The sequence below is a fragment of the Lysinibacillus sp. SGAir0095 genome, from assembly GCF_005491425.1.
In the GTDB taxonomy this organism is placed as follows: domain Bacteria; phylum Bacillota; class Bacilli; order Bacillales_A; family Planococcaceae; genus Ureibacillus.
The window spans coordinates 1043292-1055606 of the sequence record NZ_CP028083.1; the positions used below are offsets into that span (position 1 = coordinate 1043292).

General features: G+C 36.4%; 19 protein-coding genes. 13 read left to right on the top strand and 6 right to left on the bottom strand.

All coding sequences use genetic code 11. The features are described from left to right. Positions 1–97 precede the first annotated feature (97 nt). The 6 genes from C1N55_RS05135 (at position 98) to C1N55_RS05160 (ending at position 4965) form a co-directional block, all read left to right on the top strand. Complete coding sequence (locus tag C1N55_RS05135; RefSeq protein ID WP_137727821.1) at positions 98–487, top strand: UPF0738 family protein; 390 nt, start codon at positions 98–100, stop codon at positions 485–487. Positions 488–551: 64 nt separating this feature from the next. Continuing rightward, entirely contained in the window at positions 552–1232 is a 681-nt protein-coding gene (locus tag C1N55_RS05140; protein ID WP_137727822.1) for a GTP pyrophosphokinase, read from the top strand. A gap of 3 nt (positions 1233–1235) precedes the next feature. Further along, positions 1236–2030, top strand: a complete 795-nt coding sequence (locus tag C1N55_RS05145; RefSeq protein WP_137727823.1) for an NAD kinase — start codon at positions 1236–1238, stop codon at positions 2028–2030. Positions 2031–2042: 12 nt separating this feature from the next. Further along, entirely contained in the window at positions 2043–2945 is a 903-nt protein-coding gene (locus tag C1N55_RS05150; protein ID WP_137727824.1) for an RluA family pseudouridine synthase, read from the top strand. Positions 2946–3159: 214 nt separating this feature from the next. Continuing rightward, positions 3160–4536 (top strand): magnesium transporter, encoded by a 1377-nt coding sequence (mgtE, locus tag C1N55_RS05155; RefSeq protein ID WP_137727825.1) that lies wholly within the window; start codon positions 3160–3162, stop codon positions 4534–4536. 96 nt (positions 4537–4632) lie between these two features. Continuing rightward, positions 4633–4965 carry a 4-diphosphocytidyl-2C-methyl-D-erythritol kinase gene (locus C1N55_RS05160; RefSeq protein ID WP_137727826.1) on the top strand — a complete coding sequence of 111 codons (333 nt, stop codon included), beginning with the start codon at positions 4633–4635 and terminating at the stop codon, positions 4963–4965. 339 nt (positions 4966–5304) lie between these two features. Here the strand turns inward: C1N55_RS05160 and C1N55_RS05165 are convergent, their stop codons facing one another. Beyond that, entirely contained in the window at positions 5305–5817 is a 513-nt protein-coding gene (locus C1N55_RS05165; RefSeq protein WP_137727827.1) for a CotY/CotZ family spore coat protein, read from the bottom strand. A 190-nt stretch (positions 5818–6007) separates the two neighbouring features. Here C1N55_RS05165 and C1N55_RS05170 point away from each other — a divergent pair, with 190 nt between their 5' ends. From C1N55_RS05170 to C1N55_RS05195, 6 genes are all read left to right on the top strand, one after another. Further along, on the top strand, positions 6008–6409 hold the full coding sequence (locus C1N55_RS05170; RefSeq protein ID WP_168193805.1) for a YhcN/YlaJ family sporulation lipoprotein: 402 nt from the start codon (positions 6008–6010) through the stop codon (positions 6407–6409). Then, positions 6410–6865: a stage V sporulation protein AC gene (gene spoVAC / locus C1N55_RS05175; protein ID WP_137727829.1), complete on the top strand. Its 456-nt coding sequence runs from the start codon at positions 6410–6412 to the stop codon at positions 6863–6865. Further along, positions 6859–7854: a stage V sporulation protein AD gene (locus C1N55_RS05180; RefSeq protein WP_137727830.1), complete on the top strand. Its 996-nt coding sequence runs from the start codon at positions 6859–6861 to the stop codon at positions 7852–7854. Before spoVAC ends, C1N55_RS05180 begins: the two co-directional genes overlap by 7 nt. A 10-nt stretch (positions 7855–7864) precedes the next feature. Then, the gene (gene spoVAE, locus C1N55_RS05185) at positions 7865–8236 is read left to right on the top strand and encodes a stage V sporulation protein AE (RefSeq protein ID WP_137727831.1); all 372 of its coding nucleotides are present in this window, start codon (positions 7865–7867) and stop codon (positions 8234–8236) included. A gap of 64 nt (positions 8237–8300) precedes the next feature. Then, positions 8301–8474 carry a YjcZ family sporulation protein gene (locus C1N55_RS20975; RefSeq protein ID WP_370452583.1) on the top strand — a complete coding sequence of 58 codons (174 nt, stop codon included), beginning with the start codon at positions 8301–8303 and terminating at the stop codon, positions 8472–8474. A 14-nt stretch (positions 8475–8488) separates the two neighbouring features. Then, a complete protein-coding gene (locus C1N55_RS05195) occupies positions 8489–8737 on the top strand; it encodes a stage VI sporulation protein F (protein ID WP_137727832.1) in 249 nt (82 codons plus the stop codon). A 68-nt stretch (positions 8738–8805) separates the two neighbouring features. Here the strand turns inward: C1N55_RS05195 and C1N55_RS05200 are convergent, their stop codons facing one another. From C1N55_RS05200 to C1N55_RS05210, 3 genes are all read right to left on the bottom strand, one after another. Beyond that, positions 8806–9234, bottom strand: coding sequence for a GNAT family N-acetyltransferase (locus tag C1N55_RS05200; RefSeq protein ID WP_137727833.1), 429 nt, complete (start codon positions 9232–9234; stop codon positions 8806–8808). A 3-nt stretch (positions 9235–9237) separates the two neighbouring features. After that, on the bottom strand, positions 9238–9753 hold the full coding sequence (locus C1N55_RS05205; RefSeq protein WP_137727834.1) for a YjcG family protein: 516 nt from the start codon (positions 9751–9753) through the stop codon (positions 9238–9240). A gap of 78 nt (positions 9754–9831) precedes the next feature. Then, on the bottom strand, positions 9832–10551 hold the full coding sequence (locus C1N55_RS05210) for an alpha/beta hydrolase (protein ID WP_137727835.1): 720 nt from the start codon (positions 10549–10551) through the stop codon (positions 9832–9834). Positions 10552–10693: 142 nt separating this feature from the next. Between C1N55_RS05210 and C1N55_RS05215 the strand changes: the two genes are divergently transcribed. Beyond that, positions 10694–11275, top strand: a complete 582-nt coding sequence (locus tag C1N55_RS05215; RefSeq protein ID WP_137727836.1) for a phosphatidylglycerophosphatase A family protein — start codon at positions 10694–10696, stop codon at positions 11273–11275. Between the two features lie 214 nt (positions 11276–11489). Here C1N55_RS05215 and C1N55_RS05220 read toward each other — a convergent pair whose 3' ends face one another. After that, positions 11490–12110, bottom strand: coding sequence for a PP2C family serine/threonine-protein phosphatase (locus C1N55_RS05220; RefSeq protein ID WP_370452612.1), 621 nt, complete (start codon positions 12108–12110; stop codon positions 11490–11492). After that, positions 12104–12298: a hypothetical protein gene (locus tag C1N55_RS20980; protein WP_370452584.1), complete on the bottom strand. Its 195-nt coding sequence runs from the start codon at positions 12296–12298 to the stop codon at positions 12104–12106. The genes C1N55_RS05220 and C1N55_RS20980 overlap by 7 nt, the downstream gene beginning before the upstream one ends. Positions 12299–12315: the final 17 nt, after the last annotated feature.

Below are 12315 nucleotides of genomic sequence, written 5' to 3' on the forward strand. Positions count from 1 at the left end.
TTTTCCTTTCTTAACATGTAATTTCCACATTCTCTTTCTCGAATTGCAAGTAGCTATGTTAAAATATGAAGAGAAAAGTGTAGAAGGGGATTACATAATGCGAAATATTTATTTTATTGAGAAATATCAATTCGTACATAATGAATTACATCTTAGTTTAAACGAAAATCAAAATAGAATTCAAATACAACCTGCAGGACAAGTTCTAACGGATTCAGATCATCTATCATTTATCTATCTTGTTGAAGAAGCGGGTGAATATAGCTATCTATACTTACCAGAAGACTTATGGCCAGCATTAGTGCGAGTTTTAAAATCTGATCAAAACCCTTATCTTATTTTAAATGAGCAAAAAATAGAACTTGAAAATTTTACTGAAGAATTGACTATGCTTCTTTTCAATATCGAAGGAAACGAAAATTACGGAAATACCTTTGTTGAAGCGGTAGAAACAGCCTTTACTGAAATTTTAAAAGAAGAAGCATAGAAAACAAAAGAAGTTAATTTTTTGTTTAAAAAGCTGAAAGTCTTGCATTTGGGAGGAGTCTTCGATGGGAACGTGGGGAGATTTTTTAAGTCCTTATATTCAGGCAGTTGATGAGTTGAAAATAAAATTTAAAGGGATGCGTTCACAGTTTGGTGCTTCGGGGACAACTTCTCCAATCGAATTTGTAACAGGACGTGTAAAACCTTTAGCAAGTATATATGATAAGACCCTTGAAAAAGGGATTCCATTTGAGCCTTCCATACAATTAGCTGTTGAATTACAGGATATTGCGGGTATACGTATTATGTGTCAATTTGTAGATGACATTTCAACAGTAGTGAATTTAATACGCCAAAGAAATGATTTGAAAGTCATTGAAGAGATAGATTACATTACCCATAGTAAGAAAAGTGGTTACCGCTCATATCACATGATTGTGGCTTATCCGGTAGAAACTATTCAAGGGAAAATAGAAGTATTAGCCGAGATTCAAATAAGAACGTTGGCAATGAATTTCTGGGCTTCCATTGAACATTCAATGAACTATAAGTATAAAGGGATATTTCCTGAAGAAATTAAATATCGATTACAAAATGCAGCTGAAGCAGCGTTTAAGTTAGATGAGGAAATGTCATCTATCAGAAGTGAGATACAAGAAGCGCAAGTGTATTTTAGTGAGTTTAAGGATTCAACGAACCCAAAAATTCGAATTCAATCGACTACAGAGGAAAAGGAGCGTGAGTAAGATTTGCGATTTTCAATTCAATCACGCAGAGATTCCCAATCAAATGAATTGATGGAGCTCGCAACGACATATTTAACAGATTTTGGACTGATATTAGATGAAGAAGAACCAGATATCGTCATCTCCATTGGTGGGGATGGAACGCTTCTGCATGCCTTTCATCGTCATGCACATCGTTTGGACAAAGTGGCATTTGTGGGCATACACACTGGACATCTTGGATTCTATGCGGACTGGAAGCCATCTGAATTAGAAAAATTAGTACTTTCTATAGCAAAAAATGAGTTTAATGTAGTGGAGTACCCATTGTTAGAAGTGCAAGTGCATTGCCACAGCTCAGAAACAACTAGATACTTGGCTTTAAACGAAGCGACAATTAAATCACCTGATGTAACTCTTGTAATGGATATCGAATTAAATGGCAATCAATTTGAGCGTTTTCGTGGAGATGGATTATGTGTTTCTACTCCATCTGGATCTACAGCCTATAACAAAGCGCTTGGTGGAGCAATCATTCATCCAACATTACAAGCGTTCCAAATTACAGAGATGGCCTCAATCAATAACAGAGTGTTTCGTACTGTTGGTTCATCCCTTGTACTACCGGCCCATCATAGCTGCACATTAAAGCCGGTAAAAGATCAGCAATTCACGATGACTATTGATCATAAGCACCTGTTGCAGAGTGATTTAAAATTTATCACCTTTAATGTAGCTAATGAGAAAGTGCGTTTCGCGCGTTTTCGTCCTTTTCCATTCTGGGAAAGAGTTCATGATTCATTTGTTTCGAATGACTAGTGAGGAGCTGGCATGGATAAAAGATTTAAACTACAATTTTACGCAGCAAACGACGGTGAGCTATTAAGAGACGCCATTGGCAAATTCGGTATTTCTAAAAGAGGGCTAACATCCATTAAGTATCGTGGTGGGGCAATTTTGGTAAATGAGGAGGAAAGAACGGTTCGACATGTACTAAAGAAGGGAGATGTCATAACGATTCTTTTTCCTCCTGAAGAATTGAGTGAAGGACTCATAGTTGAACATAAGGATTTACCTATTCTTTATGAGGATGAGTCATTTCTTATCCTTGATAAACCCCCTTTTATGAATACAATTCCATCCAGAGAGAACCCAACTGGAAGTTTGGCTAATTACATTGGCGGGTACTTTGAAAAACAAGGCATACATTCGACCGTACATATTGTAACTAGATTAGACCGAGATACCTCTGGTGTTGTCTGTATTGCTAAACATAGTCATATTCATCATCTAATGGGTCTACAACAAAAGAGAGGGTTGCTTAATAAGCAATATGAAGCAATTGTTCATGGTCATGTAACAGAAGACGACCAAGCAATTATTGCTCCTATCGGACGAAAAGATACCAGTATTATCGAGAGAGAAGTTCGACCAGATGGACAGTATTCTCATACGGATGTTACGGTCCTAAAAAGAGGCCACACGAAAGATATGCAGCCTATTACGCAAGTAAGACTTAAACTTCATACTGGAAGAACGCATCAAATTCGTGTACATATGGCACATATTGGTCACCCTCTCGTAGGAGATGAGTTATATGGAGGGAGTAGGGAGCTTTTTGATAGGCAAGCGCTCCATTGTGTATTACTTGAAATCATACACCCATTGACTAGTCAAAAGTTACAGTTTACCAGTGATGTTCTGGAACCAATGCGAAATTTGATAAATAACTAAATGTAAAGATGTTCGGTATATAAGCGAACATCTTTTGTTTTTGAATAATATAAACTTTATTATTTTATATAATAAAAGGTATCAATAGAGAGCTAAAATCATGAAGTTAGGTATTCTTTATTAATTTGAATTATTAAAATTTTGTGATGTATTAAAAATGGCTTTACGGCTGTGCATTTTCCACCTATTATTACTTTGAGAGGAGGGGACAAGTATGGTAGAACAACAAAATAACAAAAATGAAGAGCTATTCAATGAAGATGAATTACGTCAGTATTTACTTGATGAAAATATTGACCAATTCCGCGAGATCTTTTTAGAGCTTCATTCCTATGATCAGGCCCAATTTTATGAGAAGGTAGGACCTGATATACGAAAAACCATTTATCAATTCTTGTCTCCTCAAGAAATGGCGACAATCTTTGAAACAATTGAATTAGAAGATGAAGAATATGAACAATTCTTAAAAGAGATGGATACGTCGTATGGGGCTGAAATGCTTTCTTACATGTATACCGATGATGCAGTAGACGTTTTAAATGAGTTGGATGATGAGCAACGGGAAAGCTATCTTGAAATGATGGATAGCGAAACAGCTGAAGAAATTAATGAACTACTGGCATATGCAGAATATACTGCTGGGGCCATTATGACAACGGAGTATGTCTCAGTACTTGAAAATTCAACGGTACGTTCAGCTATGACCGTATTACGCAATGAGGCTCCGAACGCTGAAACGATTTATTACGTATTTGTGGTTGATGATAAGCACTGTTTAAGCGGCGTTATTTCTTTAAGAGATTTAATCATTTCAGATGAAGACACATTAATTCGTGACATTATGAATGAACGTGTTGTTTATGTGAAGGTATCCGATGATCAGGAACAAGTAGCCCAAATCATGAAAGATTATAACTTTTTAGCGATTCCAGTTGTGAATGATAGCCATGAAATGCTGGGAATCATAACAGTCGATGATATTATTGACGTTATCGATGAAGAAGCTTCTGATGATTATTCTAAGCTTGCCGGGTTATCGGATGTAGATGACATCGAAGCAAGCCCGTTTAAAGCTGCTAAGAAACGCCTGCCTTGGTTAATCATGCTACTGTTTCTAGGAATGATTACAGCAACCTTAATGGGGCAATTTGAGGCGACATTAGAAAAAGTTGCTTTACTTGCGCTCTTTATCCCTTTAATATCTGGGACATCCGGTAATAGTGGAACTCAAGCCCTTGCGGTAGCAGTTCGTGGTATTGCAACAGGGGAAATCGGAGAAAAAAGTAAGATCAAAATGCTTCTTAGAGAAGTGTTAACAGGGTTAATCACGGGGATTGTTTGTGGCATTATTGTCGTAGGAATCATATTTTTCTGGAAGCATTCACTTATTATTGGACTACTGGTTGGTGCGGCTATATGTATTTCAATTCTTGTTGCTACGATAGCAGGTTCATTTATACCGCTACTGATTCATAAGCTTGGTGTTGACCCAGCCGTCGCATCCGGGCCATTCATTACAACAGTAAATGACGTAACGAGTATATTAATTTATTTAGGGTTAGCATCCATATTTTTAGGGCAGTTAGTTTAAATTTAACTGGTTCTTTGTCCAGTTTTTGGAGCTTGGTGACACGATTCACGAAAAATTTCATTTTGCATATTTATAAGTAAAAAAAGGATGTGTAAAATGGAAGAGCCAATTTTATTTATCTCAAGCCCTCCTGTTTATTTTACTGAGATTGTGGAGGTTAAGGAAACTTTCTTAGAAGAGAGTACATCAGTTTTTGTACCAAATCGGACGGATCGTATCATTGATCAAGTGATCGCAAGACAGTTAAATTATTTTTCACAGCCTGTTAATCAATTTAGAACATTAGTGTTTCATTTAAGTAATGGAGAAAAAGTTGTAGGTAAAGTGGACGAAGTGATGGGGTCTGATGTAAAAATCAAGTCAGCAAACCAATTTATCATGATTAATGGAAATGACATCAATACCATTACTATTGCCAATGGTATTTAAAATGTAGAGAGTGATTCAATTTTTTGTTGAATCGCTCTTTTTCTTTTTGGGAAAGTTAACATACTGTGAACGAACTCCTCCAAGGAGACAATCAAAAGTGCATTTCATATAGAGGATGAACTGCATTGCGGGAGCAAAATTATGGCGAAGTGCATTTTATAAAGGGAATGAAGTTCATTGTCAGAGTGAAATTCGCGCGAACATAAAGCGAATAGACAGTTCCTTGAAAACTAAGAAGGCAGGATATTTAAGGGATTTAACCATCCCTACCAAAAAGGCGTTATATAAAAGGACCCAACAGCCGTTAAAAGGCTGTTTGGGTCCATTCTCAGCTAAATCTTAGTGATGGTGGATGTTTAGGTCAACATCAGCCACACATTGAATAGCAGTGAAGTCATTTAAGTCAACAGTTACACAAGTTTCTGTTTTCTTGAATCTTGTGATATCTTCGAATGCTTCTGCTACCATTTCACTTGAACCTTCTTCAAATAGTTCTACAGCTTCGTCTTCTTCTACAGCAACAACTGCACGTAAAGTAGCACAGCAATCACCGAATACATCCTCCACTCGGAAGAATGGTGTCAGAGCGTAAGTGCAATCTTTACCTTTAGCTACAACTTTAAATGGTCTTCCTAGCTTATCTAGTAGCATGAAGACACGAGTATCAGCGTGACCATGCTTAGTTAAACCTCCGATTGGCTCTATGAAACAGCTAGTTCCACAAGTATCATCATGTCTTACTGCTTGATTTTGTAGTTTTAAAATCGTTTTAACAACTTCACAAATACAACCTGAACCGCCCATCATATCTTCTCTCGATGAACTCTCAAATTTATTTTTTCCACAACCCATTTTGTTTCACCCCTCTTAAGTTTAGTTCAATCTACAATATGTGATTTCGAAAATGAAAACCGGGCTTTTGTACTGAAGCCTTAAAATTACTTGAAAAAATTTTTCAAAAAATTACCGTTTTACCTATCTAAACGACTTGAATAGATTGAAATTTTAATGCGCATAATGAGTAAAAAAAGGGGGTTGAATCTTGAAAAAATTGGTATTGTTATGCTTTATTCCACTTTTTTTGATTGGATGCTCTAATGAACAGACAATCCAAGTTTCAGGAGTGGCTACGGATGAGGAGAAAAGAACAGAAATAGAAGACTTGATTCGTAACATGGAGGACGTTTATACAGGGACCGCCATAATGGTTGAAGATGAAGTATTAGTTGCCATACAAGTAAAACCATGGCTTGGATTCAAAGAACAAAAAGTCGAAAAAAAGTTACAAAAAGAAATAGAAGAAAAATACCCTGACCTGAATGTAGTTGTTTCATCTGACTTCAAAATGCATTGGGAAACACAGAAACTTCTTGAAGAAGAAGATGAAAAAAAGGTAACAGATGAAGTGAAGAAACTTAAAGATCTAGCAAAGGAGGAGACTTAAATGGATCCACAAGAATATCAACAAATTGAACAAAAAATCACCCCTCCTACACCGTATCTGAAAAACGCTTTAAAGGCATTCCTAGTTGGTGGAATCATTTGTGCAATTGGACAGGGTATTACTTTTTTATATATTATCTTTTTTGATTTCACGGATATAACAGCAGGAAATGCAACAGTTGCAACCATGGTATTTATCGCGATGGTATTAACAGGTTTAGGATTATACCGAAAGCTGGGTGCATTTGCAGGAGCGGGAAGTGCAGTTCCGGTTACAGGGTTCGGCAATGCAGTCGTATCTGCAGCAATAGAAGGAAAAACAGAAGGCTGGGTTTTAGGTGTAGGAGGCAATATGTTTAAATTAGCTGGATCGGTAATATTATTTGGAGTTGGATCTGCCTTTTTCATAGCACTGATTAAGCTTATTTTAGTGTCAATGGGTGTGGTCGAATGGTGATATTATTTTCATCTAAACCATCCATACTTGCCTGTGGTGCTGTAGCTGGTCCGGTTGAAAGTAAAAGTGTCTTTTATTCTTATTTTGACTCTGTATCCGAAGATGAGAGATGGGGACAAAAGACAAATGAACAAGGGCATTCAAAAATGATTCAAGAAGCCTGTGATGTTGTAATGAAGAAAGCCGATTTGAAAAATTTAGATGTTGATTTCTTTTTAAGTGGTGACCTTGTAAATCAGATGACTCCAACTAATTTTGCAGCCAGAGAGCTGGCTATTTCCTTTATTGGACTGTTTTCTGCATGTGCGACTTCTGTTTCTTCAGTTATTATTGCAAGTCTTCTGACCGAAGTAGGTGCTTCTCAATTTGCTATTGCTGGTGCTGCTAGCCAACATAATGCAATTGAAAGACAATTTCGTTATCCCATAGACTATGGTGCACAAAAGCCTGCAACTGCACAGTGGACAGTAACGGCAGCAGGATATGCATTAATAGGAAAACATGACCCAAAATACCCTTCAGTGGTTGCTGCTACAGTTGGAAAGGTGGTTGATTATGGGGAAGTAAGTCCATTTCATATGGGAGGAGCAATGGCTCCAGCAGCTTATGATACAATCACGGATCATTTAAAGAAACGTCACCAAAAAATAACAGATTATGATCTAATCATGACAGGTGACTTAGGGAAAATTGGATTAAAGATCTTAAAAGCTATGTTTGCTCAAACGAATGCAAAGCAAGAAGAATTAGATGTATTCCGAGATGCCGGTGCAGAATATTACGGAGAAGATGAAGCGTTCCAATCAGGGGCAAGTGGTGCCGGCTGTTCAGCATCTGTCTATTTCAGTTATATTGAGCAGCAAATGAAAACAGGACGCTATAAAAGGGTTTTATTAGTTGCGACAGGTGCTCTCCTTTCTCCAATGTCTTTCCAGCAAGGTGAGACGATTCCTTGTACTGCACATGCAATTGAAATAACGATGGAGTGAGGCGAAGAGTATGCTTGTTTTTTATAGTTTTTTAATTGCATTTATTGTCGGTGGCTTAATATGTGTGATAGGTCAGTTAATTATGGATGTTGGAAAGCTGACACCAGGTCATACTTTAGCCATTTTAGTAGTATCAGGTGCCATTTTAGATGGACTGGGTTTATATGAACCATTGATTGATTTTGCCGGAGCTGGTGCAACGATTCCCATTACATCCTTTGGAAATGCGTTAACTCATGGTGCCTTGGCAGAGGCTGAAAAACATGGATGGGTCGGCGTTTTAACAGGCATGTTCGAGGTAACAAGCTCTGGAATAAGCGCAGCGATAGTTTTTGGATTTATCGCCGCATTAATTTTTAAACCAAAAGGAAAAGCAAACTAGACAAATACCCCGCCTTTTCTTTGTGTGCTGACATAGTATACAAAGTGAAAGGAGGGGATTTTTAATGTGGAATAACTGCTGCGGTAGTCAAGTAAACCCTGCCTATGATTTTTGTGGACCAACTCATTGCATGCCTGCATATGATATGTGTGGAGGCGGTGGATACAAAGGATCTTACTTTGTGTTAATCGTTGTGCTATTCATTTTATTAATCATAGTAGGAAAGTTCTATATGTAAGGAGGGGAGATTAAATGCAAAACCCTTTTTTTAAACAGATAGAAAATAAAACGGGCGTAAGTATGGAGGAAATTTTTGCTCTAGCAAATGCAATTCAACATGCTGATTTTTCAAATGAAAAACAAGTACGCAAGATTGTAAAACGTGTTAGTAAAGTGGCAAACAAACCTGTTTCAAAAGAATTAGAGGATCAAATCGTTAAATCGATTATCCAGGATGGAAAATCATTGGATTTGGGGAAAATTCAAAAGATGTTAGGCTAACAGCACAAAAGCAGTCGCACGGTTTGCGACTGCTTTTGTTAGTAATAGAGCATATGATCTTGGATTATTTATATTAATTTCTCCATTGCACGATGTGGAATCCCTGCATCAAGAAATTCTGGCGAAGTAGTTGTATATTGAAGCTTTTCATAAAAAGGAATTGCATAGCTTTGTGCATTAAGTTTAAGTTTCTTTATCCCTAACTCTTTAGCATACTCTTCGATTTTTTCCATTATCAGTATACCAAGTTTCTTGCCTCTAAATGGTTCAAGAACACAAACTCGTTCAACCTTGCCGATTGTTTCGTCTAATTTCCGGAGTCTGGCTGCTCCAATTGGGTGATCTTGATCCTGGACGATAAAGTGAATCGAAGTCGAATCATGCTCATCTAGTTCAAGATGCTCTGGGACACCTTGTTCTTCAACAAAGACTTTTTTTCTAACTGAAAATGCTAAAGCTAGATCTTTTTCGTTTTTAACAATGTTAATCTGATACAATCGTTATTCAGCCCCAGTTAATCGATAAGTATCGTAAGCAGTCCAAGAGCCATCTTCAAGTTGATATACCAAATGGATTCGATCTATTACTTCTTGTTCATCAACGCCAATCATTCGTAATTGACCATAGATGTCGTCATGCTCTGTTTCAGTCAAGTCCTGTGCAATCGTAATATGAGGAATAAATACATGCTTAGGCATGCCAATATTCAATTGCTCTTGAAGATCTTGATGAAGCTTTTTTAGTTCGTTTGTTGGTTCCACTTTAAAATAAATTACATTCGTCGTCGGGAAGAAGGAACTAATTTTAGACGCGTGAATAGTTAAAGGTGCATGGTTTTCTGCAATTGAAGCTATGGCTTTAGAAATGGTGCCGATTTCATTTTCATCTGCTTCAAATGCCTCTTTAAGAGTAAGATGCGGTGTTATTTTTGAATAATGTGAATCATACCGCTTGCGATATGTGTTAGCTAAATCTTGTAATTTTTTTGATGGAAATGCTACAATACCGTATTTCATCATTTAAGCCCCCTTAAAATTCATGATACAAATAATTATAACAGAAATTAAAAAAATTCGATATTTCTCGTATGCTAATTAACTGAAAGTTTCAACTAATGCCCGTTTAAGATCAGGCTTCCAATACTTCCAAGTATGATTACCATCGAATTCCTCATAGAAAGTTTTATAACCTTTTGTAGTAAGTAAGGTGTGAAGTTGTCTGTTCGGTGTCAAAAAGTCTTTTATTTTTTTATCTGTTGTTAAAACTTGATCTTCACCTTTACCAATCACATGATAGATTGAAATCGCATTTATATTATTCGATTTTTCTACAATGTTTAAAACATGCTCATCTACAAACGGTGATTGTAAAATTGCTTTTCCAAAAATTGTCGGATATTTTAAAGCTGCTATTAGGGAAACAGTCGCCGCCATTGAATCCCCGATAATACCTCTTGTTGACCCTAGCTGAAAAGTCGAAAACTCCTCATCCAAGTATGGAACAAGCTCGTGTGCAAGGAAACGTAAATAAGCTTCGTGCAATTCACCTGTAGGTATATATTTTTTCCTGCGATCTCCTACACTCTTATAAGGAATTCCTACAATAATAATATTTTCAATTTCGTAATCATTAAGTAATTGATCTGCTAATCGTGTGATGCCACCCAATTGGAAATAATCCTTACCGTCAGAAGCGATTAGAATGTTATATTTGTTTAACGGAGTATAATTGGCAGGTACATAAATTAATAATTCCTGTTCTTCGTTTAAAGACGTACTAAAAAATGAAATTTCTTTAATGGTTCCGCGATCCAATAGGAGACCCTCCTTGTCTTCAATCTAATGTACCGAAATTGTATCATAACGAAAGTGCTGCGTGTACTATGTAGTATGGAAAAAGGTACTAATAAGAAAATTTTAAAGTCTACATCCAATAAATGAAATGGGGCTTGTTAAGATGCAGGATAAAAATAATCGTGTTCCATCTGAAGATGTTGCACAAGCAACGAAAGAAGCGCTAAAAAGACGTGGAGTAGAAATTACAGACATCGCTGAGATTGTATATCAAATGCAATTACCATATAATGCAGACTTATTAATGGAGCATTGTATTGACTCGGTTGAACGAGTTTTAAGAAAAAGAGAGGTTCAACATTCTGTACTTGTAGGTATTGAATTAGACGAATTAGCTGAAAAGAAAATGTTATCGGTGCCTCTACAGTCCATAATTGAGTCCGATGAAGGCTTATTTGGTGTTGATGAAACGCTTGCGCTAGGAGTAGTTATGACGTATGGGAGCATCGCTTTAACTACTTTTGGTTATTTAGATAAAAATAAAGTTGGAATAATTAAGAAACTAGATACAAAATTAGACCTAAGCGTTCATACCTTTTTAGATGATTTAGTTGCTAGTATCGCAGCTAGTGCCGCGTCAAGAATTGCTCATCGAATGCGTGATTTAGAAGAGGGAGTAGAAACATTTGCAGATGAACCTGCATTAGTACTTGAATCTTCATCAAATTCGAATTCTAATATCTAGTATGCTTGATTGTATTGTAAATAATAACGTAAACTTAGAAATATATTTAATAAGAGAGGCAAAACCAATGAAACCAAAAGATATAAAAACATTGATTACAAGTGGCACAGTGATTTTAGCCGTTGTTTTATATTTATTATTTAGATAGATGAAATCAGCTCCCTCAACTTAGAAAGGGAGCTGAATTTTTATTTCATCTATATAAAATTAATAGTTATTCATCACTGGGTCTAGTTACATTCTGTGTTATACAGACGTCCCAAGAAATGATGGTTGTACTATCTCGAACATGATTCTCCTTAATGGTTTGTAATAATGTCAATAACCCATCATCGATTATTGGACAATTCATAATATGATAGATATTCTGGGATGAAGAAACAGGCTCGTTAGGACATTCAATAAGTCCATCTGTCGTTAAAAATAGTCGATTTACGCTTTTTCTTAGCTCTCTAATACCACTACTATAACAGGGGATTATTTGGTCGAAAGTGTTCACCTGACCAACCCATTCATAAAATTGCCGTTGATTCAATTGAAATTGACCTAACTTGGCTAGTTCTTTATGGAAAATATAGGAACTGCAATCCCCGACTGAAAACCACCAGATGTATTTATCTTTTCTTAGAACAATTAGGCAAGCCGTTTCACCTTGAATTTTTCGACAATCCGAAATAAACTGTTCATCTTGAAATAGGTTAAGAACTGTTTTCTCTATTTCTTTAAAAGTTTGTCTAAAGGGCAAATTTAATAAAGCTTGTAATTCTTTCTTTTTAAATGTGAATTGCTGTAAAACAATTTCGGCACTTTCTGCAGAATTGTGAGCATCTAAAATGACGGCGAACTGCCAATTTTTTTCTCATCTACCCAAATCAAACAACCATCTTCGTTCTTATATTGTCCTGCCATTGAGTTCCCGCCGAATCGACCGAGGGAAATATTACTAATTTTTATAATATCGATTTCATCTACAAAATTTGCTTGGCTCCCGACCCATTTAAATTCAACAATGGAATCTTGCATATCAATTATTCTCTAAA